The sequence below is a fragment of the Limnohabitans sp. JirII-29 genome (assembly GCF_003063395.1).
Lineage (GTDB): Bacteria > Pseudomonadota > Gammaproteobacteria > Burkholderiales > Burkholderiaceae_C > Limnohabitans.
In genome coordinates this window covers 469,676-492,547 of record NZ_NESB01000003.1, presented here as the reverse complement: position 1 = coordinate 492,547, position 22,872 = coordinate 469,676, and the positions used below count along the sequence as shown (strand labels likewise).

Annotated in this window: 20 protein-coding genes; 17 read left to right on the top strand and 3 right to left on the bottom strand. The window is 58.5% G+C overall.

Features of this window, described 5'->3' with window-relative positions; translation table 11 throughout:
• On the top strand, nucleotides 1-90 hold a 90-nt coding region (locus B9Z39_RS17260), incomplete at its 5' end, for an integrase core domain-containing protein (RefSeq protein WP_143474155.1).
• A gap of 1,117 nt (nucleotides 91-1,207) precedes the next feature.
• Here B9Z39_RS17260 and B9Z39_RS07445 read toward each other — a convergent pair.
• Both B9Z39_RS07445 and B9Z39_RS07440 read right to left on the bottom strand, forming a co-directional pair.
• Nucleotides 1,208-2,098, bottom strand: coding sequence for an NAD(P)-dependent oxidoreductase (locus B9Z39_RS07445; RefSeq protein WP_108301209.1), 891 nt, complete (start codon nucleotides 2,096-2,098; stop codon nucleotides 1,208-1,210).
• Between the two features lie 22 nt (nucleotides 2,099-2,120).
• Nucleotides 2,121-3,110, bottom strand: a complete 990-nt coding sequence (locus B9Z39_RS07440) for a tripartite tricarboxylate transporter substrate binding protein (protein WP_100146881.1) — start codon at nucleotides 3,108-3,110, stop codon at nucleotides 2,121-2,123.
• 154 nt (nucleotides 3,111-3,264) lie between these two features.
• On the opposite strand from B9Z39_RS07440, the gene B9Z39_RS07435 reads away from it, so the two are divergent.
• Nucleotides 3,265-4,458, top strand: a complete 1,194-nt coding sequence (locus tag B9Z39_RS07435; RefSeq protein WP_108301208.1) for an LVIVD repeat-containing protein — start codon at nucleotides 3,265-3,267, stop codon at nucleotides 4,456-4,458.
• A 10-nt stretch (nucleotides 4,459-4,468) separates the two neighbouring features.
• Complete coding sequence (locus B9Z39_RS07430) at nucleotides 4,469-5,527, top strand: GTP-binding protein (protein WP_108301207.1); 1,059 nt, start codon at nucleotides 4,469-4,471, stop codon at nucleotides 5,525-5,527.
• A gap of 45 nt (nucleotides 5,528-5,572) precedes the next feature.
• Here B9Z39_RS07430 and B9Z39_RS07425 read toward each other — a convergent pair whose 3' ends face one another.
• Nucleotides 5,573-6,574 carry an NAD(P)-dependent oxidoreductase gene (locus B9Z39_RS07425; protein WP_158269466.1) on the bottom strand — a complete coding sequence of 334 codons (1,002 nt, stop codon included), beginning with the start codon at nucleotides 6,572-6,574 and terminating at the stop codon, nucleotides 5,573-5,575.
• 67 nt (nucleotides 6,575-6,641) lie between these two features.
• Here B9Z39_RS07425 and B9Z39_RS07420 point away from each other — a divergent pair, with 67 nt between their 5' ends.
• The 14 genes from B9Z39_RS07420 to B9Z39_RS07355 all read left to right on the top strand — a co-directional run bounded on the left by B9Z39_RS07420 (nucleotide 6,642) and on the right by B9Z39_RS07355 (nucleotide 22,872).
• Nucleotides 6,642-7,691, top strand: a complete 1,050-nt coding sequence (locus tag B9Z39_RS07420; protein WP_199172969.1) for a Gfo/Idh/MocA family protein — start codon at nucleotides 6,642-6,644, stop codon at nucleotides 7,689-7,691.
• 14 nt (nucleotides 7,692-7,705) lie between these two features.
• Nucleotides 7,706-8,395, top strand: coding sequence for a TetR/AcrR family transcriptional regulator (locus B9Z39_RS07415; protein WP_199172968.1), 690 nt, complete (start codon nucleotides 7,706-7,708; stop codon nucleotides 8,393-8,395).
• Between the two features lie 47 nt (nucleotides 8,396-8,442).
• Nucleotides 8,443-8,949, top strand: coding sequence for a flavin reductase family protein (locus B9Z39_RS07410; RefSeq protein WP_108301205.1), 507 nt, complete (start codon nucleotides 8,443-8,445; stop codon nucleotides 8,947-8,949).
• Nucleotides 8,950-8,981: 32 nt separating this feature from the next.
• Nucleotides 8,982-10,070 (top strand): LLM class flavin-dependent oxidoreductase, encoded by a 1,089-nt coding sequence (locus B9Z39_RS07405; RefSeq protein ID WP_100146899.1) that lies wholly within the window; start codon nucleotides 8,982-8,984, stop codon nucleotides 10,068-10,070.
• A gap of 30 nt (nucleotides 10,071-10,100) precedes the next feature.
• Nucleotides 10,101-11,864: a CocE/NonD family hydrolase gene (locus B9Z39_RS07400; protein WP_369908119.1), complete on the top strand. Its 1,764-nt coding sequence runs from the start codon at nucleotides 10,101-10,103 to the stop codon at nucleotides 11,862-11,864.
• A gap of 68 nt (nucleotides 11,865-11,932) precedes the next feature.
• Nucleotides 11,933-13,177 carry an ABC transporter substrate-binding protein gene (locus B9Z39_RS07395; RefSeq protein WP_100146874.1) on the top strand — a complete coding sequence of 415 codons (1,245 nt, stop codon included), beginning with the start codon at nucleotides 11,933-11,935 and terminating at the stop codon, nucleotides 13,175-13,177.
• 15 nt (nucleotides 13,178-13,192) lie between these two features.
• Nucleotides 13,193-14,053 (top strand): branched-chain amino acid ABC transporter permease, encoded by an 861-nt coding sequence (locus B9Z39_RS07390; protein WP_100146873.1) that lies wholly within the window; start codon nucleotides 13,193-13,195, stop codon nucleotides 14,051-14,053.
• Nucleotides 14,050-14,988: a branched-chain amino acid ABC transporter permease gene (locus B9Z39_RS07385; protein WP_108301204.1), complete on the top strand. Its 939-nt coding sequence runs from the start codon at nucleotides 14,050-14,052 to the stop codon at nucleotides 14,986-14,988. Before B9Z39_RS07390 ends, B9Z39_RS07385 begins: the two co-directional genes overlap by 4 nt.
• The gene (locus tag B9Z39_RS07380; RefSeq protein ID WP_100146871.1) at nucleotides 14,985-15,725 is read left to right on the top strand and encodes an ABC transporter ATP-binding protein; all 741 of its coding nucleotides are present in this window, start codon (nucleotides 14,985-14,987) and stop codon (nucleotides 15,723-15,725) included. The genes B9Z39_RS07385 and B9Z39_RS07380 overlap by 4 nt, the downstream gene beginning before the upstream one ends.
• On the top strand, nucleotides 15,715-16,428 hold the full coding sequence (locus B9Z39_RS07375; protein WP_233248944.1) for an ABC transporter ATP-binding protein: 714 nt from the start codon (nucleotides 15,715-15,717) through the stop codon (nucleotides 16,426-16,428). Before B9Z39_RS07380 ends, B9Z39_RS07375 begins: the two co-directional genes overlap by 11 nt.
• A 35-nt stretch (nucleotides 16,429-16,463) precedes the next feature.
• Nucleotides 16,464-17,657 carry an amidohydrolase family protein gene (locus tag B9Z39_RS07370; protein WP_100146869.1) on the top strand — a complete coding sequence of 398 codons (1,194 nt, stop codon included), beginning with the start codon at nucleotides 16,464-16,466 and terminating at the stop codon, nucleotides 17,655-17,657.
• Between the two features lie 17 nt (nucleotides 17,658-17,674).
• Nucleotides 17,675-18,148 (top strand): (2Fe-2S)-binding protein, encoded by a 474-nt coding sequence (locus tag B9Z39_RS07365; protein ID WP_100146868.1) that lies wholly within the window; start codon nucleotides 17,675-17,677, stop codon nucleotides 18,146-18,148.
• A gap of 4 nt (nucleotides 18,149-18,152) precedes the next feature.
• Entirely contained in the window at nucleotides 18,153-20,288 is a 2,136-nt protein-coding gene (locus B9Z39_RS07360; RefSeq protein ID WP_108301202.1) for a molybdopterin cofactor-binding domain-containing protein, read from the top strand.
• Nucleotides 20,289-20,427: 139 nt separating this feature from the next.
• On the top strand, nucleotides 20,428-22,872 hold the full coding sequence (locus tag B9Z39_RS07355) for a Lon protease family protein (protein WP_108301201.1): 2,445 nt from the start codon (nucleotides 20,428-20,430) through the stop codon (nucleotides 22,870-22,872).

Genomic DNA, 22,872 nt, shown 5'->3' with positions numbered 1-22,872 from the left:
TGGTTCGATGACTACAATTCTTATCACCCGCACAGTGCGTTGGGATATTTGCCACCGACCGTGTTCAGGGAAAAACAATCGGTAACTTGAATATACCGACGGTACTGGATTACAGGGTCAAGACCAGGCATCTTCCATTAGGCGCGGCTGCAAATATGCAGCAATCAGTGGCCGTTTGTAGTAACACCGTGCGCACCGCTTGCATCCAGACATCAACACTCCGCCGAACGCTGCGACTGTTTGATCTGATTCAAAACTGAGCATCAAATGCATAGATCGATTGCAATGCAATCGACCCATGATGGCTATTACTTGCAAATTTGGGAAGACTCCCTTGTAGGCCAGCTCGACGCGATGCGCTTATTGTCTCCCTGCATAAGCGCCTGCACCGCGCTAACCGCAACCAAAGTCGTTTATGGTGCGCTGGACCGTGTCTTAATTTTCCCTAAATTGAAATTTATCGATACGTTGTCCGATTCATGTCGCCAAGAAAGACATGACTTCATTACATGTCGGTATTTCATGAAAATTGCGACATGTCCTTTTGACGTGTCGCCAAAACAAGTTTTTTGCATCATGACTGACGCCCCCTTGGCCGCCTGTGCAACCCCAAAACCATTTGCCATACAGTGGTTGAGGTTGGTGCGACCGCCAGATGCCTGCCGATGACAGTACTAATCTTGTATCGAGTCTTGTTCAAAGTTATTGGGGTGCTTAGTAATAACAATGAAGATGAAATGAATATGTGCAGCAAGAATCTAGAGTAGCCTTGACGCCCTTGAAGATGGATCAAAAGTCTAAGGAGATCAAATGTCACCGAATAAAGTTACTGTTGGTCAGTGGATTCGTATAGCTAATTCCCTAGACGGCTATGTATTCCATGTTAACGGTGATGGTTCGCTGGAGGTCGGGTACCTCCAAAATCGACTTAAGGCGATTAAGGAAACTGTCGTGTGGAATGATGGGAAATGGAACTTTAAGTACCTTGGTCCAAACGGCTCGTACCTTCGGGGTGCAGATGAAGACCTTGTGAAGCGAGGTCCTCGCGGTTAAACAACAATTAAGTCTCTGCGCTATGAACTTAGGCGTTTTGTCAATGACTGTTGTATTGCTTGACCGTCAAAACTGAACAATGACCTTGCGTATTTGCAGCCAACTAACCAAGGAAACTACACATCCCCTTGGTTGAGTTGATAGCACCCTTTACTTATGCCTTGCCACCCGTTTGCAGCCACCACACCAACAACTTGGTGCAGTCGGCGGCATTGAGACCGCTGTCTGCGGCGGCATCAAAACTCTTGAGCGTGGCTTCGGTCAACGGCAGCTTGCGTTGATGCGCTTGGGCTTGGGCCAACATGGCGCGCACGTCTTTGCGCATGGTAGCCACGTCCACGGTGACGGCATCGTTTTTCTCACCCGCCAAGGCTTGCGCAATCATGGGGCCGCGCACCTTGAGCATGTTGGGTCCGGCCGATGACTCTGAGAACACCTCGATCACGCGCTGTGGGTCCAAGCCCAAAGGCTCAATCAGCGACAAGGCTTCGCTCAAGGTTTGCCAGTACACCATCAGCGGCAGGTTGATGGCCAGCTTCATGGTGGCCCCTGAGCCGTGAGGGCCGACAAACTCAATGCGACGACAGAGTTGTTCCAGCACAGCTTTGGCGCGCTCCAGGTGTTGGGCGTCGCCGCCGACAAAGCCAATCAACTTGCCGTCTTTGGCAGGGCCCACGCTGCCACTGACAGGGCACTCCAAGTAGGCTGCATGCAAGCCTTCAGCATGTTGCGCCAGTTCTTGTTGCTTGGCGGGTTTGACCGTGCTCATCTCAATGAACAGCTTGCCTTTGACGTCACCGCTGAGCAAACCGTGGGGCGACAGGTACACGTCGTCCAGGGCTTGTTCGTTGGTCACCAAGCTCAGCACCACGTCGCACTGCGCAGCCAATTCGGCAGGCGTTGCCGCCCAGCCAATGCCTGAGTCGATCAGGCCTTGGGCCCGCTCTTTCGAGCGGTTCCAGACCGTCACTGAATTGCCCAATGTGTGCAAGCGTGCAGCAATGACGCTGCCCATCTTGCCGGTTCCTGCTATGCCTATGCGCATGAATGAAAACTCACTTTAAAAATTAATCGGCTTTGATGTTGTTGTCGGCAATCAGCTTGGAATATTTGGCATGCTCGGCGGCCAAGAACGCTTTGAATTCGTCTTGCGTGCTGGCTTGTGCCTCCACACCCAAACCGGCAAAGCGGTCTTTCAGGTCGGCGTTGGCCATGATCTTGACCAAGGCATCGTGGTAGCTCTCCACAATCGCTTTGGGTGTGCCGGTGGGCAGGTACACGCCCCACCAGTTCACGGCCACCAAACCGGGCAGACCCGCTTCGGCGAAGGTGGGGATGTCTGGGCTCATGGGTGAACGTTTGGCGCTGGTGATGGCCAATGCGCGCAAGCGGCCGGTCTTGATGTGTTGGCTCACGGGCAGAGCGTCGGACACCATCATGTTGATTTGGCCTGCGATCAAGTCGTTCACGGCCAAGCCGCCACCTTTGTAGGGCACGCCAATCATCTTCACGCCGGCTTGACGCATGATCAACTCACCACCCAAGTGCGCCATGCTGCCGGCACCGCTGGTGCCAAAGTTCAACACGCCGGGTTTGGCCTTTGCATCGGCCAGCAGATCGGCCAATGTCTTGTAGGGCGAGGCAGCAGGTACTACCAAGATGTTGGGGCCTGTGGCAGTGAGTGAGACGGGGATGAAGTCCTTCTCCATGCTGTAGGGCACTTTGGTGATCAGCGGGTTCACTGCCGCTGGGCCTAAGTTGCCCACCACAAAGGTGTAGCCATCGGCGGCTTGACGGGCGGCGTATTCCATGCCGATCGAGCCTGCTGCGCCGGGACGACTTTCGATGATGACGGGTTGGCCCCAGTGCTCGCTGAGTTTTTGTCCCATGATGCGAGCCATCAAGTCTGAGCTACCACCAGGTGGATACGTCACCACCAATTTCACAGGTTTGCTGGGGAAACTCTGTGCTTGAACCATGGGCGACAAGCACCCCAAAACCAAAGCCAACAGCCAAGCACTGTTTTTTCTAAAACCTGATCGCAACACCGAACTCATGTCATCTCCTTTTGTTTTAACTCAGTCACTTACGTGTCGATATACACATCGACCTTCAAGTTATATTGCAAACTGTCAAAAATACAGAGAGTGTTAACCCATGCTTCACGCACCATCCCCCGCTTCTCGTGCCGATCAAACCCTGTCACACAACATGAAATTGTTGGCCCACCATGAGCTGGCTGGCTTTGGTGGATTGGGCGAGGGCATGGCGATGCAGCTCACTTCTGACGGTCGTCGCATCTTGTGGTTGGCGCACGAATCAGCACCTAAAAACTTCTCGGGCGTGGATGTCACCGACCCGACAGCACCGAAGCTGATTGTGCAAACCGAGTTGCCGCACATGAAGCTGCGTTCCAACTCGCTAGACGTGGTGGGCAATACCTTGGTGGTGGCCTACCAGGCCTCGGAGGTTGGCATCAAGCCTGCTGGCGTGGATATTTTTGATGTGAGCGTTCCTGAAACGCCACGTTTGTTGTCGCACTTTGACTGCTCGGGCCCACACTCACGCGGCGTGCATGCGGTGTGGTTTGTCGATGGCAAATACATCCATATGTCCTCGGGTGCGCCCGACTTTCAGCCGCGCAATCCGCTGGACGACCAGTTCTACCGCATCGTCGATATCTCCGACCCCACGAAGCCTTTTGAAGCAGGCCGTTGGTGGTACCCCGGCACGCGTGAAGGCGATGAGGCACCTCCGCCCGCACGCTTGCCCAAGCAATTCGACACCGGTTTTCGCACCCACAACACCAACGTGTTTCCCGACCGTCCTGACCGCGCCTTTGTGGGCTACATCGACGGTGGCGCCGTGGTGCTTGACATCTCGGACATGAAAGACATCAAGGTGGTCTCGCAGTGGAACCACTCGCCACCTTTCAATGGGTTCACCCACACCGTCTTGCCTTTGTTCGACCGTGGCTTGTGGATCGTGAGCGACGAATGCGTGCAAGACAACGGAGCCGACTGGCCCAAGTTGGTGTGGGTGGTGGACGCCCGCAACGAAGCCAACCCAGTGCCGATTGGCACGTTCCCTGCGCCGTCGTTTGAGGCCTTTGCCAAACGCGGTGGCCGCTTTGGGGCCCACAACTTGCACGAGAACTTGCCTGGCCCCACTTCGTTTCGCTCAGACACCATCATCGTGGGTTCGTTCTTCAATGCGGGCGTGCGTGTGTACGACACCAGCAACCCTTACCAAGTGCAAGAGATTGCCTACTTTGTGCCAGGCGCGCCCAAGCTGTCGCCCGCAGGCGCGATTCAGTTGAACGATGTGTACGTGGACGACCGCCGCATCGTCTACACCGTGGACCGTTTCACCGGTGGCCTCTACATCCTTGAGATGAACATCTAAAGCCGCTGCTGTGACTTGGCAACGCGACGCGCTGGCAGGAAAAATTCCTGTCACCCTCATCACGGGCTTTCTGGGCAGTGGCAAAACCACGCTGATCTCCAAATTGCTCAAGCACCACGACATGCGACGCGTGGCGGTGGTGATCAACGAAGTGGGTGAGATAGGCATTGACCATGACCTGGTCACCATGTCGTCCGAGAACATCACCTTGCTGGCCAACGGCTGCATTTGTTGTTCGGTGCGCACGGACCTGCAAGAAACCCTGCGCGACTTGTTTGCCCAACGCCGTGTGGGCGAGGTGTTTGACTTTGACCGCGTGATCGTCGAGACCACAGGCTTGGCCGACCCGGCGCCGGTGGTGCAGACCCTGGCCAGCGACACCTTGCTGGAAGCGCAGTACCGGCTCGATGGCCTGATCACCTTGGTCGACGGCGTGCTGGGCCTGGGACAAATTCAAGACCAGACCGAAGCCGTCAAACAGATTGCGATTGCCGATAAGGTGTTCATCACCAAGTCGGACCTGGCCGATGCGCCCACGTTGCAAGCTTTGCGTGAAGCGATTGGCGCGCTCAACCCCAGAGCCAGCATCGACACCTTGGTGAATGGCGAGATTGAACCGCACGCCCTGATGGCCTTGGGGCTTGCAAGTGCGCGCGCGGGCCAGCAGACCTTGCGGTTTTTAGGCGAGGCGCTCGATGGCTCGGCATCAACAGACGCACCCGAGGGCGGGCGTTACTTGGCGCAGGCAGCGGCCACCCATGACCGCTCGGTGCGCACGGTGTCCTTGCGTTTCAAACAGCCGTTCCAGTGGGCGTCTTTTTCGGCGGCCTTGGAGTTGCTCAGCACCTTGCGTGGCCCAGACTTGTTGCGTGTCAAAGGCATCGTCAATGTGGATGGCAAGCCGGTGGTGGTGCAGGGTGTGCAACACATCTTTCACACCCCTGTGGAGTTGGACCGTTGGCCCAGTGCCGACACCGATTCACGCTTGGTGTTCATCACCCGCAACATCGAGGCCGATGTGATTCGCAATTTGTTTGCGGCCGTGGGTGCGGTTACGCCCGCAGCCTGACGCATCGGGCTTGGCGTTTGGCACGCCAAGCCGCTGGCATGGCCTTTATTTGGCCTTGGCTTTCACTTTGGGTTTTGCTTTGGCCGCCTTCTTGGGCACGCACATGTGCGAGAGCACATCGAACACAGCTGCGGTGTCGTTCTCGGCATGGCCCAAACCCATGGCCGCGTTGTAGACCGGGATGGTGGCTGCAAATAAGGGCGCTGCGGTGTGCGTTTGGGCCAGCGCCGCGCCAATCAGCTTCATGTCTTTTTGCCAGACCGACACCTTCATGGTGGCTTGGTCCCAGCTTTGGTTGACCATCATGGGCCCGCGCACATCAAGCATGCGTGAGCCACCCGCGCCGTCGGCGAGCACCTTCACCGCCACCTCGGGAGAGATGCCAAAGCGCTCGCCAAACAGCAGCACTTCCGCCGTGGACACGTTGTGGATGGCCACCAACAAATTGGCCATCAACTTCATTTTCATGCCATTGCCAAACTCACCCAGGTAGTAGTTGGCTTTGGCAAAACCTTCAAACACGGGCGTGAGTTGTTGCACCGCTTTGGCGGGACCGCTGGAGTACACCGACAGGTCTTTGCGCACCGCTTGCGCGCCTGTGCCGGACAATGGGCAGTCGAGCAGGGTGATGCCTTGTTTGGCCAAGATCTTTTGCGCCGTCACCTTGTCGTCAATGTCCAAGGTGCTGGTGTCGACCATCAGCAGCCCTTTTTTGCCGCGCTGTGCCACGGCATGGGCGGCGTCGAACAGGGCTTGTGCGTGGGGCAGCGATGCAATGATCACATCCACCTGGGCCGCCAACTCGCCCATGCTGGTGCAGGGCGTGCCGCCTGCTTTTTTGAGCCGTGCGCGCGCTGCGTCGCTGGGATCAAAGCCAAATACCGCAAAGCCAGCCTTCAACAAATTACCCGACATGGCCGAGCCCATGATGCCCAAACCGAGAAAGCCAATCTTGCTGGCGCTCGCCTGAGCCGGCTTGGTTTTGGCGCTGGCTGTGACGCTGGGCTTTGTGGTTTTGCGGGGGGCGGTTTTTGTTTTGGTGGTCATTTGATCTCCTATTTGGTGTAAATTCGTGCCGAGTCTAAAACAAGAACCCAATTCAGGAGACACCGCTGTGACAAGTTCAACCCAATCCCCCTCTTCACGCCAACCGGTCCGCATGGGGCTGGTCGGTTATGGCTGGTGGGGCAAGACCATTGCCAAACAAATCGCAAGCTCCAACCACATGTCGTTGGTGGCGGTGGTGGAGGTGAGTGCCGAGTTGCGCCAACAGATGGCGACCGACCCGGTGTTGAAGGGTGTCCATGTGCTGGCCAGCTTCGACGAGTTTTTGCAAATCGCTGAGATGGAGGCGGTCATTCTGTGCACGCCACACCAGCAACACGCGGACCAAATTGTGGCGGCGGCCAAGGCCGGCAAACACGTGTTCTGTGAGAAGCCCTTGTGCCTCACCGTGAAAGACGCGCAACGTGCCATTGACAGTTGCGTCCAACATCAGCGGGTCTTGGGCATTGGCCATGAGCGGCGCTTTGAGCCCTCGGTGATCGAGTTGCGCCGCGAGATTGAGGCCGGCACTTTTGGCACCATCTTGCAAATTGAAGCTAACTTCAGCCAAGACAAATTCTTTGCCTTGCCCAAAGACAACTGGCGCCTCTCCAACCAGCACGCACCGGTGGGGCCGCTCACCGCCACAGGCATTCACCTGGTGGATTTGGCGATTGCCATTCTGGGCCCCAGTGAAGCGGTGTGGGCCCGTTTGGCCACGCGCGGTTCCGAGTTTGAAAACGGCGACACGCTGGGACTGATGCTGGCCTTTCCGGGCGGTGCCAATGCCTTGATCAGCGCCATTTTGGCGACGCCATTTGAAGGCCGCTTTGCGGTCTATGGCTCCAAGGGCTGGTTTGAAATTCGCGATCGCACCCATCCAGAAAACCCCACCGGCTGGGACATCAAGCGTGTCATGCAAGGCCAAGCCCCTGTCACCAGTTTTGCGGCGCCTCACCCCACGGTGTTGGCCAACCTGGAAGCCTTTGCGGCGGCCATTCGCCATGAGCGGCCTTATCCGGTGACACACCGCGAGATGCTGGCCAATGTGGCGGCACTCGAAGCCATCATGACCTCGGCGGTGTCCCACAAGATCGAGCCGGTGACCTCTCCCGATTGAGGACAATGCGGGTCATGCCTTCGAAAAACACCCCTCCCGAAAAGAAACGACTCAGCAGCCAGGAGCGAGAACAACAGATCGCGCGTGGCGCGGTCGAGTTTTTTGCCGAGGTGGGCTTCAGTGGCGACACGCGCGAGTTGGCGCGGCGTTTGGGTGTGACCCAATCGCTGCTCTACAAATACTTTCCCAACAAAGAAGCGCTGATTGATCGGGTCTACGAAGAGGTCTACCTCGGGCGCTGGAACCCGTTTTGGGAGTCGGTCATCCAAGACCGCAGCATCCCGCTGGAAGACCGCTTGGTGAGCTTGTACATCGAGTATTCCAAGGCGGCCCTGACCCGCGACTGGGTGCGCATCTTCATGTTCTCAGGCTTGCGCGGGGAGAGCATCAACAAAAAATACCTCGATGTGCTGCGCACCCGCATCTTGGAGCCCGTGGCCGCCGAGCTGCGTCATGAGTTGAATTTGCCAACGGTGAAAGAGTTGCCCCTCAAGACCGCCGAGATTGAGCTGGTCTGGAGCATCAACGCGCGCATTTTTTACTTTGGCCAGCGGCGTTGGATTTTCAATGTGCCCATTGAAGACGATGTGGAGGAGATGATCCGCGTCACCATTGCGCACTTCATGGCGGGTGCGCGCGTAGTACTGCCGCAAATTTTGGGCTTGACGCCTGACAAGAAACCTCGAAATAAATCGCGCAGCTAGGGAAAGCACCGATGCTATTGATCATGTGATCACCTTAAAGTGATCATATGAACACCAAGAAGCTCGTTTTCGATCCGCGCGATTTGCGCAATGCCTTTGGAAGTTTTGGAACGGGCGTCACGGTCGTGACCTCGGGCAACGCCCAAACCCGTCTGGTGGGGGTCACCGCCAACTCTTTCAGCTCTGTGTCTTTGGACCCGCCCATCGTGCTGTGGAGCTTGGTCAAAGGCTCCCCCAGTTTGGATGTGTTCGATCAAACCGAACGCTTTGTCATCAACATCTTGTCGCTGGATCAGGTACACCTGTCCAAACGTTTTTCCAGCACAGCCGTGACCAACAAATTTGAAGGCGTGGACTACACCCCAGGCTTGGGTGGTGTGCCTGTGCTTGCCGATTGCGTGGCCACGTTGGAGTGCAAAACCACCGAGCGCTTGGTGGTGGGCGATCACATTTTGTTTTTAGGCCTGGTCGAGCAATACGCCTATGAGCGCAAGCCTACCTTGCTGTTTTGTCAGGGCAGTTATTTGCAAGGCGCTGAGTGCAGCGTGGCCTGAGCACCCCATTTCACATATTCAAGGAGAAGACATTGAAACACAGCATGTTCATGATGCCGCTGCATCCGCCCGGGCGAAACATCACCGAGACATTGGCAGAGGACCGCGAAGCCATCATCTTGGCCGACCGTTGCGGTTACAGCGAGGCTTATGTGGGCGAGCACGTCACCGATGCTGCGGAGACGGTCACGTCGAGCATGATTTTTTTGGCCAGCTTGATTGCTGAAACCAAAAACATCATGTTGGGCACGGGCACCATCAACATGCCCAATGCCCATCCTGCGGCGATTGCCGCGCAAGCCGCGATGATGGACCACATGCTCAAGGGCCGCTTCATCATGGGCATCAGCCCTGGGGGCTTGATGTCAGACGCCGAGGTGTTTGGCAACTTTGGCAAAGACCGCAACGCCATGTTTGTCGAGAGCATCAACATGGTGCTCAAAATTTGGGAGTCGGAGCCGCCCTACGACATCGAAGGCGAGTTCTGGAAAGTGTCGGTTGGCAAAACCATGATTCCTGAAATCGGCCAAGGCTTCATCATGAAGCCCTACCAGCGCCCACACCCTCTGATCGTGGGCACCGCCGTCGCCCCGTTCTCCAAGGGTGTGACGGAAATGGCCAAGCGCGGCTGGCAACCTATCTCCGCCAACTTCCTGATGCCCGAGTGGGTCAAGACCCATTGGCCCAAGTATGTGGAAGGTCGTGAAGCCGTCGGAGCCGTCGCCAGCCCCAGCGAATGGCGCGTGGCCAAGAGCATTTTTGTGGCCGACGACGAAGCCACCGCCAAGCGTTATGGCTTGGAAGAGGGCGGTCCCTACCATTTTTATTTCAAGCAGTTGGTGCGCAAGATGCTCAAAGGCGGTCGCAGCAATTTGTTCAAGACCGACCCCAACATGGACGACGCCTTGGTCACGCCTGAGTACGTGACCAACCGCTTGGTGTTGGCCGGTACCGTGAACTCGGTGGTGGATCAAATCTTGGCCTTCCGCGAGCAAGTGGGCGATTTTGGCAACCTCTTGTACGCTTGCCACGATTGGATGGACCCCGCCTTAGGCAAACGCTCGATGGAGCTGTTTGCCAACGAGGTGATGCCACGCGTCAACGCCGCCATTGGCCGCTGACCTATCCCGTTGACTGCGTTGGAGGCTCACTTGACACACCGCACCGACAGCACCTATTCGGAAGTTCGCGCCTGCATGACCATCGATTGGGATGTGCCGATTCAGATGGACGATGGTCTGGTCTTGCGTGCCGACGTGTTTCGCCCGATCGCGCCGGGACAGTACCCGGTGCTGTTGAGCTACGGGCCCTATGCCAAGGGCTTGGCCTTTCAAGAAGGCTACCCCAGCGCCTGGCAAAAAATGGTCAGCGATCACCCCGATGTGCCACACGGTTCGTCCAACCTGTTTCAAAACTGGGAAGTCGTCGATCCTGAAAAATGGGTGCCCGATGGTTATGTCTGTGTGCGCGTTGACTCGCGTGGCTGTGGTCGCTCGCCGGGGTATGTGGACCATTTCTCACCGCGCGAAACCGATGACTTTGTGGCCTGCATCGAGTGGGCAGGGCAACAAGGTTGGTCCAACGGCAAAGTGGGTTTGTCGGGCGTGTCTTACTTTGGCATCAACCAGTGGCAAGTGGCCAGCCGTCAACCCAAGTACCTGAGTGCCATGTGCATCTGGGAGGGTGCCGCCGATTGGTACCGCGACATGACGCACCACGGCGGCATCTTGTCCACCTTCTGGGACAACTGGTACGACATGCAAGTCAAAACTGTGCAATACGGTGTCGGCGAGCGTGGGCCCAAGAGCCCGGCCACAGGTGCCTGGGTGTGCGGTGATGTCACCCTGTCAGACAGCGAGTTGGCCGCCAACCGCTGCCAGTTCGGACAAGACATCTTGTCGCACCCCGAAGACGACGCCTACCACCGCGAACGCTCGGCCCAATGGGACAAGATCACCGTGCCGTTTTTGTCGGCTGGTAACTGGGGTGGCCAGGGCTTGCATTTGCGTGGCAATTCCGAGAGCTTCATGCGTGCCGCGTCCAAGCAAAAGTGGCTGGAGATGCATGGTCTGGAGCACTGGACCCACTTCTACACCGACTACGGCATTCAGATTCAAAAGCGTTTCTTTGCTCACTTCCTCAAGGGCGAAGCCAATGGCTGGGACCAAGAGCCCCCGGTGCGCTTGCAGGTGCGCCACCCCCATCGCTTTGAGGAACGCACCGACAGCAACTGGCCCTTGCCGCAGACGCAGTGGACCAAGATGTATTTGTCGGCCCATGACCAATCTTTGTCCGAGCAGCCATCAGCCACGCAGGGGCGTTTGAGTTTTCAAGCCATGGGCGATGGTTTGAGTTTTGTGTCCGCACCGCTGAGCCTCGACATGGAGTTGACCGGCCCACTGGCCGCGCAACTCAAGATGTCGTCGAGCACCGCCGATGCCGATGTGTTTTTGGTGCTGCGTGTCTTGACGCCCGACCTGCGCGAAGTCACCTTTGCCGGGGCCATCGACCCGCACACGCCGGTGGCCCAGGGTTGGTTGCGCGCGTCGCACCGCGCGCTCGATGCTGAGCTGACGCGCCCCTACCGTCCGTACCACACGCACACTCAAGCCCAGCCTTTGACACCGGGTCAAGCGGTGACGCTGGATGTGGAGCTGTGGCCCACCTCCATCGTCATTCCAGCAGGCCATCGCTTGGCGCTGTCGGTGCGTGGGCGTGATTACATTTATGCCGAGAAAACCGGGTTGAAGTTGTCCAACTTCAAAAATGAGTTGCTCGGCTGTGGTCCCTTCTTGCACAACGACCCACGGGATCGCCCCCCGGGTGTGTTTGGCGGAGAGACCACCCTTCATTTCGATGCCGACGAGCAGCCGTACTTGCTGCTGCCCGTCATCCCGCGAGGGCGCAGTCAGTAACTTCCCGCAGAGGAAGCGTGAGAGCCAAGTTTGTTTTATTCACACAGCATCCACATCAGGAGACATGCATGACGACAAGACGCGACTTTTTACAAACCACGGCAGCCGCCGGTATGACCATGGCCTTGCCCATGGCTGCACAAGCCCAAGCAGGCGAGGGCATTCGCATCGGTTTATTGACCGTCAAAACCGGGCCTTTGGCTTCTGGCGGCATCGACATGGAGCGCGCCTTGGTCATGTACTTGGCCGAACGCAACAACATGATCGCGGGCCAGAAAGTGCAACTCATCGTGGCCGACACCGGGGGCGTCCCCGCCAATGCCAAGTCCAAAGTTCAGGAGTTGGTGGAGCTCAACAAGATCCATGTGCTGATGGGCCCTCTGGCTGCCTTTGAAGCCCTGGCCATTGACGACTACCTCAAGGCGCAAAAAGTACCTACCTTGTCAGTGGCTGCCGCTGACGACATGACCCAGCGCAAACCCAACCCTTGGTTTGTGCGTGCCACGTCTTCGTCGTCACAGTGCTCGCATGTGATGGCCGACCATTGCGCCAAAACCTTGAAGTTCAAGCGCATGGCCATGATTGCCGACGACATTGCCTACGGCCACGAAATGAACGCAGGTTTCCAGCGCGTGTTCGAAGAAAACGGCGGCAAGATCGTTCAAAAAATGTTCCCACCACTCACGGCGCCTGACTACGGCAGCTTCTTGGCACAACTCAAGACCGACGTGGATGGCATCTTCTTGGGCTTTGCCGGCTCCAACGGTTTCCGCTTCGTGCGCCAGTTCAACGAATACGGTCTGCGCAACAAAATGACCATCGTGGGTGGCATGACTGCGCTGGACGAATCCGTACTGCGCAACATGGGCGACGAAGCCTTGGGCATTCAAACCGTGTGCTGGTACTCCGCCGAGTTGGACAACGCCATCAACGCCAAGTTTGCCCCGGCTTTCCGCAAGCAGTTCAGCTACGACCCGGGTTACTACGCTGCGGCCACCTATGTGAACGGTGCGATCTTGGAAGCGGCCGTCAAAGCCATTGGCGGCAAGATCAACGACCGCGACGCCTTGATGGCGGCTTTGAAGAAAACCAACGTGGCCACCGCACGCGGCAACGTCAAGTTTGACGACTTGGGCAACGTGGTGGGTGACGTCTACATCCGCCAAGTGGCGCGCAAAGAAGGCCGCTTGGTCAACTCGGTGATCAAGACCTACCCCAACGTGAGCCAGTTCTGGAACTACGACCCCAAGCAGTTCTTGGCCAACCCGGTGTACTCGCGCGATTGGCCACCGGCCAAGAACCTCGAGTCTTAAACCACAAGGTTCATCATGCAGATTTGGGTCATCCAAACCCTCAACAGTCTGGCATTCGGAGGGCTGCTGTTCATGCTGTCCTCCGGATTTGCGCTCATCTTCGGTTTGATGCGCATTGCCAATCTGACACACGGGTCTTTGTTCATGCTCGGCGCTTATGTCGCTGCCACGATGATTCGCGAAGGCCACGGCCTGGTGTTGGCCGCTTGCGCGTCCATGCTCACCATGGCGGTGGTCGGCGGTTTGATCGAGCGCTTCATCTTGCGTCGCCTCACCAACAACGCGCAAGGCCAGGTGCTGGCCACCTTGGGGCTGTCGTTTGTGGTGGCCGATCTGTGTTTGATGCTGTGGGGCGGTGACCCGTTGCCGATTCAAACCCCATCGATGTTTCAGGCACCGATGGAAATGTTCAACCTGCGGTTCCCCACCTACCGCTTGGTGGTGTTGGGCTTCTCCATCGTGGTGGGCGTGCTGCTGTACTTGTTGATGGAGCGCACCCGCTTGGGCGCCATGATTCGCGCAGGGGTGGACGACATGCCGATGGCGCGCGCCGTGGGCATTCCGGCCTCGGGTTTGTTTACCACGGTGTTTTGCTTGGGGGCTGCCTTGGCAGGTCTGGGCGGGGCCTTGGGTGGACCGATCTTTAATGCCTATCCGGGCCTGGACGCCGACATGTTGCCGCTGGCTTTGATCGTCGTGATTCTGGGCGGTGTCGGCAGTTTGGTGGGCACCTTTGTGGCCAGTTTCATCGTGGGCTTCATCTACACCTTTGGCATTGCCTTGGTGCCTGATCTGGCCTACGTCATCTTGTTTCTGCCCATGGTGGTGGTCATTGCCTTCAAGCCGCAAGGCCTCTTTGGAAGAGTCACAACATGAACCGTTTATGGGTGCTGTTGGGCATCGTATTTCTCGCTGTGCTGCCGCTGATGTCGGGCGAATATTTCGTCAACCTGGGCAGCCAAATTCTCATCGCCGTCATCTTTGCGTCCAGCCTCAACTTGTTGGTGGGCTACGCCGGGTTGACGTCGCTCGGGCACGCCACTTACATGGGCTTGTCGGCCTACATCTCGGCTTGGTTGTCGATCAAGATGGGACTGGACCACACCATCACGGCCCCTGCGGCCTTGCTGCTCACCACCTTGATTGGCATGGTGTTTGGCTGGATCGCATTGCGTGCCACGGGGCTGGGTTTTCTGATGTTGACCTTGGCTCTGTCGCAAATCGTCTGGGGCTTGGGCTACCGCTGGGTGTCGGTCACCAACGGTGACAACGGCTTGTCCGGTCTGACGCGCCCACACCCGTTTGGCATTGACCTGGACATCAGCAACAACTTTTACTGGTTTGCGCTGATCATCACCTGCGCTTGTATTTACGCCATCAGCGTGTTGATCCGTTCGCCCTTTGGTGCCTCCATTCGCGGCACCCGCGACCAGGCGCGACGCATGAGCGCGCTGGGCTACAACGTCTGGGCCATCCGCTGGACCACGTTTGTGATCGCCAGTTTTCTGGGGGCGGTGGCAGGTTTGTTGTATGTCTATTTCCACAAATACATCCACCCCAGTGTGATGGCCATCACCGTCTCTGCCGAGGCCTTGTTGTGCGTCATCGCTGGGGGTTCGGGCACCCTGGCAGGCCCACTGCTGGGTGCGTTGGTGGTGGTGGTGCTCAAGAACTACGCCTCGGCGTATGTGGAGCGCTGGAACATGCTGCTGGGTCTGGTCTTCTTGTTCATCGTGATCTTCATGCCCGCGGGCCTGGTGTCCGCAGTGGATGTGTGGAAGAAACGTTTTGGTAGCGGGAGCAAGGCATGACCTACGCACTTGAAGTCAGCCACCTGTGCAAAAGCTTTGGCGGTGTGAAGGTCACGCAAGACGTGTCGTTCGCGGTCAAGCCCGGTGAACGCCGTCTGATCATTGGCCCCAATGGGGCTGGCAAGACCACGCTGTTCAACCAAATCTCAGGCGACTTGCAGCCCAACTCCGGCACCATCAAAGTGTTTGGCGAAGACGTCACCCACCAGCCTGTGCACCGTCGTGCCCACGCGGGGGTGAGCCGCACCTACCAAATCATCACCTTGTTTTCCAAAGACAGCTTGCTGCACAACGTGGCCTTGTCTTTGTTGGGGGTGAGCACGAGGCGTTTCCAAGCTTTCAAACCTTTGAAGCTTGATGATGCGCTGTACCACCAAGCCGAAACCGTGTTGGCCTCCGTGGGCTTGAAAGAGAGCGCGCATTTGGCAGCGGGAGAAATCTCTTACGGTGAACAACGCCGGGTCGAGATTGCGGTAGCCATGGCCCAGTCGCCGCGCTTGTTGTTGCTCGATGAGCCGCTGGCGGGCTTGTCACATGACGAACGCATCATCGTGCGCGACCTGATTGCGGCGCTCCCTAAGTCCACCACCATCGTGATGATCGAACACGACATGGACGTGGCCTTGGCCTTTGCCGAACAAATTGCAGTGCTGCACTACGGCAGCTTGATTGTGGAAGGTGACCGCGAGACGGTGGTCAACCACCCTCGTACCCGGGAGGTCTACCTTGGCCACTGATTTGTTGACCCTTGACGCCGTCCATGCCCACTACGGCGACAGCCATGTGCTGCATGGTGTGTCGTTTACCTTGAAAAAAGGCCATGTGCTGGCCTTGCTCGGCCGCAACGGCGCTGGCAAAACCACCACCATGCTCACCTTGTCCGGTTTGTTGCCGTGCACCGGTGGCCAGGTGCTGCTCAATGGCCAGTCCATCGGTGCACTGCCGCCGGAAGCGATTGCCAAACGTGGCATCCGCTTGGTGCCACAAGGCCGGCGTGTGTTTGCCAGCCTGAGTGTGGAAGAAAACCTCATCGTGGCCGAACAAAAGCGCGACATTGCCCACCCCTGGACGCTGGAACGTGTGTATGACTTGTTCCCACAACTGTTGCCACGCCACAAGCAACGCGCGGGCACCTTGTCGGGTGGTGAGCAACAAATGCTGGTGATTGGCCGCGCCTTGATGGGCAACCCCGATGTGCTGTTGCTCGACGAGCCCTCGGAGGGCTTGGCGCCTCTCATCGTGGCCGAGGTGTCACGCGGCATTGCCAAACTCAAGTCAGAAGGTTTGTCCATCATCTTGGTGGAACAAAACTTCGAACTCGCCATGGGCTTGGCCGACGACATCGTCGTACTCAACACCGGTGAGGTGGCCTTTGCCGGCACCCACGACGCGGTGCGCGCCAACCCTGAATTAGCCACACGCCATCTGGGCGTGTTCTGAACCCCGTACTTTTTTCAAACCCTGAAGGACTCACCATGTTTTACACCTGCGCCGCTTCTTGCAGTGACCCCGATCACGACCACGGCTTCTCGCTCGCCAGCAGTGCCAAATCGGCCAAGGCCGTCACGGCCAAAGCGGCCAAGAGCAGCAGCACCAAGGCCGCTGCCACCACGGGCGTCAAGTCCAAATCGGCCACCGCCCACATCGTCAAAGACCGTCGCGGCAAATCCAAAGTGGTGGACATCCACTGCCACTACCTCAACCCCGAGGTGAACAAAAAAACCGCCCACCTCAACGCGGCGCAGTACGACCCCACGGTGATTTTTGCCAACGAGTTGACCAACCAAACCAACGTCAAGCAAATGAAAACCCGTGCCCCCAAGTTGATGGGCATTGAAGAGCGCATCCAAGACATGGACCGCATGGGGGTGGACATCCAGGCCGTGTGCCCAGCGCCTTACCACTACTTCTATTTCACCGAGCCCAAACTCGGTGCCGAGCTGGCACGCGACGTGAACCACGGCATTGCCGAGTTGGTGGCCAAACACCCCGACCGTTTTGTGGGCCTGGGCACCGTGCCTTTGCAAAACGCTGAGCTGGCCGTCAAAGAGCTGGAGTACTGCGTTAAAAAACTTGGCATGCGCGGCGTAGAAATTTGTACCAACGTCAACGGCATGAATCTGACCGACCCACGTTTGGGTTTGGAAAAGTTCTTCGCCAAAGCCAACGAACTGGGCACCGTGATCTTCATGCACCCCCTGGGCTACACCCAGGGCGAGCGCTTGACCAACCACTACTTCAACAACGTGATTGGCAACCCGCTCGAAACCACAGTGGCCGTGAGTCACCTGATTCTGGATGGCGTGGTGGCACGCAACCCCAAAATCAAATTCATTGCCGCCCACGGCGGTGGCTACATTGCCCACTACTGGGCCCGCATGGACCACGCATGGCAGGCACGCCCCGATGTGCGCACCGTGATCAAGAAGAAGCCTTCGAGCTATTTGGAGAAGTTCTACTTCGACACCATCACCTTCGACCCCCGCATGCTGAAAAACCTGATCGACCGTTACGGCGCAGAGCATGTGCTGTTGGGCACCGACTATCCCTACGACATGGGCATGGACGATCCACTGGGTCTGATCGCCAGCGTCAAAGGCTTGCCCGCCACACAGCGCCGCATGATCGAAGGCCTCAACGCCATGAAGCTCTTGAAGATCAAAGCCTAAAACGCCAAGGGGTGCGCATGAACACTGCGAGTTTTCAGCTCAACGGCCAAGCCGTTGCCGTGCAGGCCGAGGCCAACACCGCGCTGGTGCACCTGCTGCGCAACCCGTGCAACGCCAAAGACGTGCGCTACGGCTGTGGCGCAGGCAACTGTGGCGCATGCACCGTCATCGTGGACGGCCATGCGCAGCAGTCGTGTAACACGCCCAATTGGTCGGTGCAGGGCTGTGATGTGCGCACACCCGCCTCGTTGCCGCAAGACCCGGTGGGCGCGGTGGTGCTGCAAGCCTTTGTGGACGAGCAAGCGGCCCAGTGTGGCTATTGCATCAACGGCATGCTCATGTCTGTCACCGCCTTGTTGCAGCACAACCGCAAGCCAACAGACGCCGACATCACCGAAGCCTTGAACCGGCATTTGTGCCGCTGTGGCACCCATGTGCGCATCGTGCGCGCCACGCGCTTGGCCATCCAACGTTTGAACGCACAAGGTTGAAGCCATGTCCACCACACCATTACCCACCAGCATTCAAACCGCGCCTTTGTTGGGCCAATGGGTGCGCCTATTGGACGATGGCCATTTTCAAATTCGCAGCGGCAAGGTCGAACTGGGGCAGGGCATTTCTGCCGCCTTGCTCAAAGTGGCCTGCCAAGAATTGGGCTTGCGCCCCGACCAAACCAGCTTGCTCGCAGGCCACACCGCGCACAGCCCCGACGAGGGCTACACCGCAGGCAGTTTCTCGGTCGAGGTGGGTGTCTCGGCCTTGCGCCATGCTTGCGTGCAGATGCGACGTGTGTTTGCCCAGCAGGCCAGTGCGCATTTGTCGGTGCTGCCTTGCGCGCTCACCTTGACAGACGGCGTGTTCTCGGCGGACGCGACAGCCCAGCGTGTGAGTTACCACGACTTGGCACAAAGTTTTGACTATGCCGCCACGCGGCTCGACCTGCCGCTCACAGACGAGGCAGATCCGGGCCATGTGCAGGCAGCCGCCGATGAAGCCTTTGTGCGTGTGGACCTGTGGGACAAATTCACCGGCCCAGGTTTTGTGCATGACATCGTGCGCCCACAGATGTTGCATGCCCGCGTGTTGCGTGGGCCCCATGCCGAGGCGCGTGCACACCAGCCCGACTTGGCGGCCTTGCGTGCTTTGGACGGCGTGACGCAACTGGTCTGTCAGGGCGAGTTCATGGCCTTGCTGGGCCCCGACGAGGCGGCGCTGCTGCGCGCTCATGAGAAAGCCTGTGCTTTGGTGAAATGGGTGTTGCCCGAGTTGCCCGCCTTTCAAGAGATCGAGCCCTTGCTGACCAGCTTGCCCGCACACACGCAGCAGGTGGTGAATGAAGGCCAAGCTTTGGTGTCTACCCAGCGCTTTACGCAACGCTACTCCAAGCCCTACATTGCCCATGCCTCCATCGGCTTGGCCTGTGCCGTGGCCGAGCCCTCGCGCACGGCGAGTGGTCAAGACGGGCTGACGGTGTGGACGCATTCGCAGGGCGTGTTCAAACTGCGCGAACAAATGGCCACCGCCTTGGGCGTGGCCGTTGACACGCTGGACGTGGTGCACAGCCCCGGCGCAGGTTGCTATGGCCACAACGGCGCAGACGACGTGGCGCTGGACGCTGCCTTCTTGGCCCAGCAACTCCAAGTGCCGGTGCGTGTGCAGTGGACGCGGCAAGACGAGTTGTGTGTGTCACCGGTTGGCTCGGCCAGCTTGGTCGAACTCAGCGCCGGTTTGGACGCGCAAGGCCGCATCACCGATTGGCAAGCCCAGACCTGGAGCCACAGCCACTTGAACCGTCCGGGTTGGTCCAGCGGCATCAACTTGCTGGCCGCGTGGGCTTTGCAGCCCGATGTGCCCAGGCCCGAGCAAAAAGACGTCACCTTGCCCACGGGCGGCGGCTTGCGCAACATCATTCCTTATTACGACTTGCCGGCCTTACAGGTCACGCAACACTTTGTGTCACACGGGCCGGTGCGTGTGTCGGCCTTGCGCTCGCTGGGCGCTTATGCCAACACCTTTGCCATTGAGTCGTTCATGGACGAGTTGGCCGCGATGGCGCAGGTGGACCCCCTCGAGTTCAGACTGCGTCACGCCAAAGATGACCGTGCCAGCCACGTGCTGCGAACCACCGCAGCAGCGGCGCGTTGGGCGCAACGCGGCGAGGGTGGGGAAGGGCAGGGCTTGGGCCTGGCGTTTGGCCGCTACAAAAACCGTGCAGGCTATTGCGCGGTGGCCGTGGAGGTGGAGGTCGATGAATCCATCCGCGTGAAACAGGTGTGGTGCACGGTGGACGCGGGCCGCGTGGTGCATCGCGATGGGCTGCTCAACCAAATCGAAGGCGGTGTGATGCAAGCCATCAGCTGGACCCTCAAAGAAGCCGTGACTTGGGGCCCCGAGGGCATCACCAGCAGCCACTGGGATGCTTACCCGATTTTGAATTTTGATGCGGTGCCCGAGATCCACATCACCCTGGTCGATGACCCTGCACAACCCAGCTTGGGCGCGGGCGAAGTGGCAGCGGGCCCGGTCGGCGCGGCCATTGCCAATGCCGTGGTGCATGCGCTGGGTGTGCGCCCGCGCCATTTGCCGATGACACCCGATCGTTTGTTGCGGGTGATTCACGCGCAGGCCTGAGCCCATCTGGCTGACCCTGGACTGCCGGCATGTCTGTAGGCGGCAGATCCCTTCATAATGAGTCGCAACAGGTGCAGCGCGCCAACAAGGGCTTGACGCCCTTGCCAGGCGAGGTCCGTCCATCAACACACACACTGTCATGACCTACCAACGACTTTCTTGTGACATGTTGCGCTTGCGCGTCGATGCCCCCGCCCTGGGCTTTGCCGACACGGCTGAGCTGAGTGGTCAGCCCTTGCCCTGGATTGGCCAAGACCGCGCAGAGCAAGCCGCACGCTTTGGCCTCAACATGGACCAAGCGGGCTACAACCTGTTTGTTTTGGGCGAGGTGGGCAGTGGCCGCAGCACACTGATGCGACAAATGCTCCACGCCCAAGCTGCCAACCGCTCGGTGCCCCCTGACCTGTGCTATTTGCACAACTTTGACGCCCCGGAACACCCCCGTGCCTTGCGCCTGCCGGCAGGCGAAGGCCGTTTGCTGCGGCAGTTGATGGCGCAGTTTGCCAAGACACTGCAAAGCGAAATTCCCAAGTGGTTGAGCGGGCCAGACTTTAAGGTCAAGAGCGAGCGCATCACCAGCGCGTACAAGGCACAGGAAGACGCCAGCTATGGCGAACTCAGTGCGTATGCCGAGGCCCGCAACTTTGGGCTGATGCGTGAGCAAGGCAACATGATCTTTACCTTGAAAGACGACAAGGGCGAGGCCATGACACCGGCCAAGAGCTTGAAGCTCAGCCGCGAGCAACGCGCTGCCATCGACAGTGCCGAAGAAGCCTTGCAGAAAGAAATCACCAAATTCCTGGAAACCACCCGCGCCAAAGAGCGCGTGATGAACGACGCGTTGGCTGCGTTGCGCAGGCAGACCATGAAACCCATGCTCGAACGCGAGATGCAAACCATCCGCAATGGCCTGCGAAAACAAATCAAAGACAGCGTCAAGCTGGGCGCATATCTAGAGCAGGTGCAGCACGAAATTTTGGAAAACATCGAGCTGTTCCAACCCAGCGAAGACGAAGAGACGCGCCTGGAAGCGTTGGTGGATGTGCTCTCGCATTTGCGTGTCAACGTGGTGGTGGACAACCATGCCCTCACGGGCGCCCCCGTGATCGTGGAAGACAACCCGCTGTTTCGTGCCTTGTTTGGTGGCATTGAGTACGAGCCCGACAACGACATGCTGGTGACGGACTTTTCCCGCATCCGCGCGGGCAGTTTGCTCAAGGCCCATGGCGGTTTTTTGATGCTGCACTTGCGCGACTTGTTGGCTGATCCGCCCGTGTGGGAGAAGCTGCGCCGCTTCTTGCGCAGCGGGCGCTTGCAGATCGAAGAGCCCGGCATGATGCTGGCCCCCATTGCGGCGGTGTCGCTTGAACCCGAGCCTGTGGATGTGTACGTCAAGCTGGTGCTGATTGCCTCGGTGGACGAGTACTACGCGGTGCAAGAAGCCGACCCCGAATTCGCCAGACACTTTCGTTGCAAGGTCGATTTTGTGGAGAGCTTCACCGCCACGCCCAGCTCTTGCCATGCCACTGCTATTTTTGTGGCGCACACCTGCCAGCGTTTGGGCTTGCCGCATTTCACGGCGGCTGCGGTGGCGGTGCTGATTGAAGAGAGCCACCGCGCAGCCGAAGACCAAACCCGGCAAAGCGCCACCTTTGGTGTGTCGGAGGCCCTGGTCATCGAGAGCAGTGCCGTGGCCCGTTTGCGGGGTGCCCATCTGGTGGATGCACACGACGTGCATGCCGCCACACAAGCGCGCAAGCACCGTCACAACTCGCCCGAGCAACGTTTGCAAGAAAGCATTGTGGATGGCGACCGCTTGATGGACGTGACGGGCCACAAAGTGGCGCAGCTCAATGGCTTGACCGTCATCGATTTGGGCGATTACGAGTTTGGCTTTCCGGTGCGTGTGACCGCACGCACGTATGCGGGGCACGAAGGCTTGCTCAACATCGAACGTGAGGTGGAGATGTCAGGCCCCATCCACGACAAAGGCGTGTTGATTTTGCAAAGCTACTTGAACGCGCTGTTTGTGCACTTGGCCCCTCTGGCCATGAATGCCTCGGTGGTGTTTGAGCAAGAGTACAGCGGGGTCGAAGGCGACTCGGCGTCTTGTGCCGAGTTGTATGCCTTGCTCTCAAGCTTGTCAGGACTGCCACTGCACCAGGGCATCGCCGTGACCGGCGCCTTGAACCAGCGCGGCGAGATGCTGCCGGTGGGGGGCATCAACGAAAAAATTGAAGGCTACTTTCAGACCTGCGAGTTGTTGGGGCTTGATGGTCAGCAAGGGGTGTTGATACCCGGCCGCAACCGTCGCCACTTGATGCTGTCACCCCAGGTGGTGGATGCGGTGTCGCAAGGACGCTTTCATATTTACACCGCTGAGTGGGTCGGCGAGGGCATGGCGCTGCTCACCGGTGTGCCCTTTGGGACCCGCGAACTGGGGCATTACCCCGCTGACACGGTCTTGGGTCTGGTGCAAAAAACCTTGCAAGCGTTTCGCCGGGCCTGTGACGTCTTGCCTGCACATCGCCCCCTGCGGGCGAGCAAGCCCGCGCCCAAGCGCGCGGGCCCGCGTGAGCCCTGA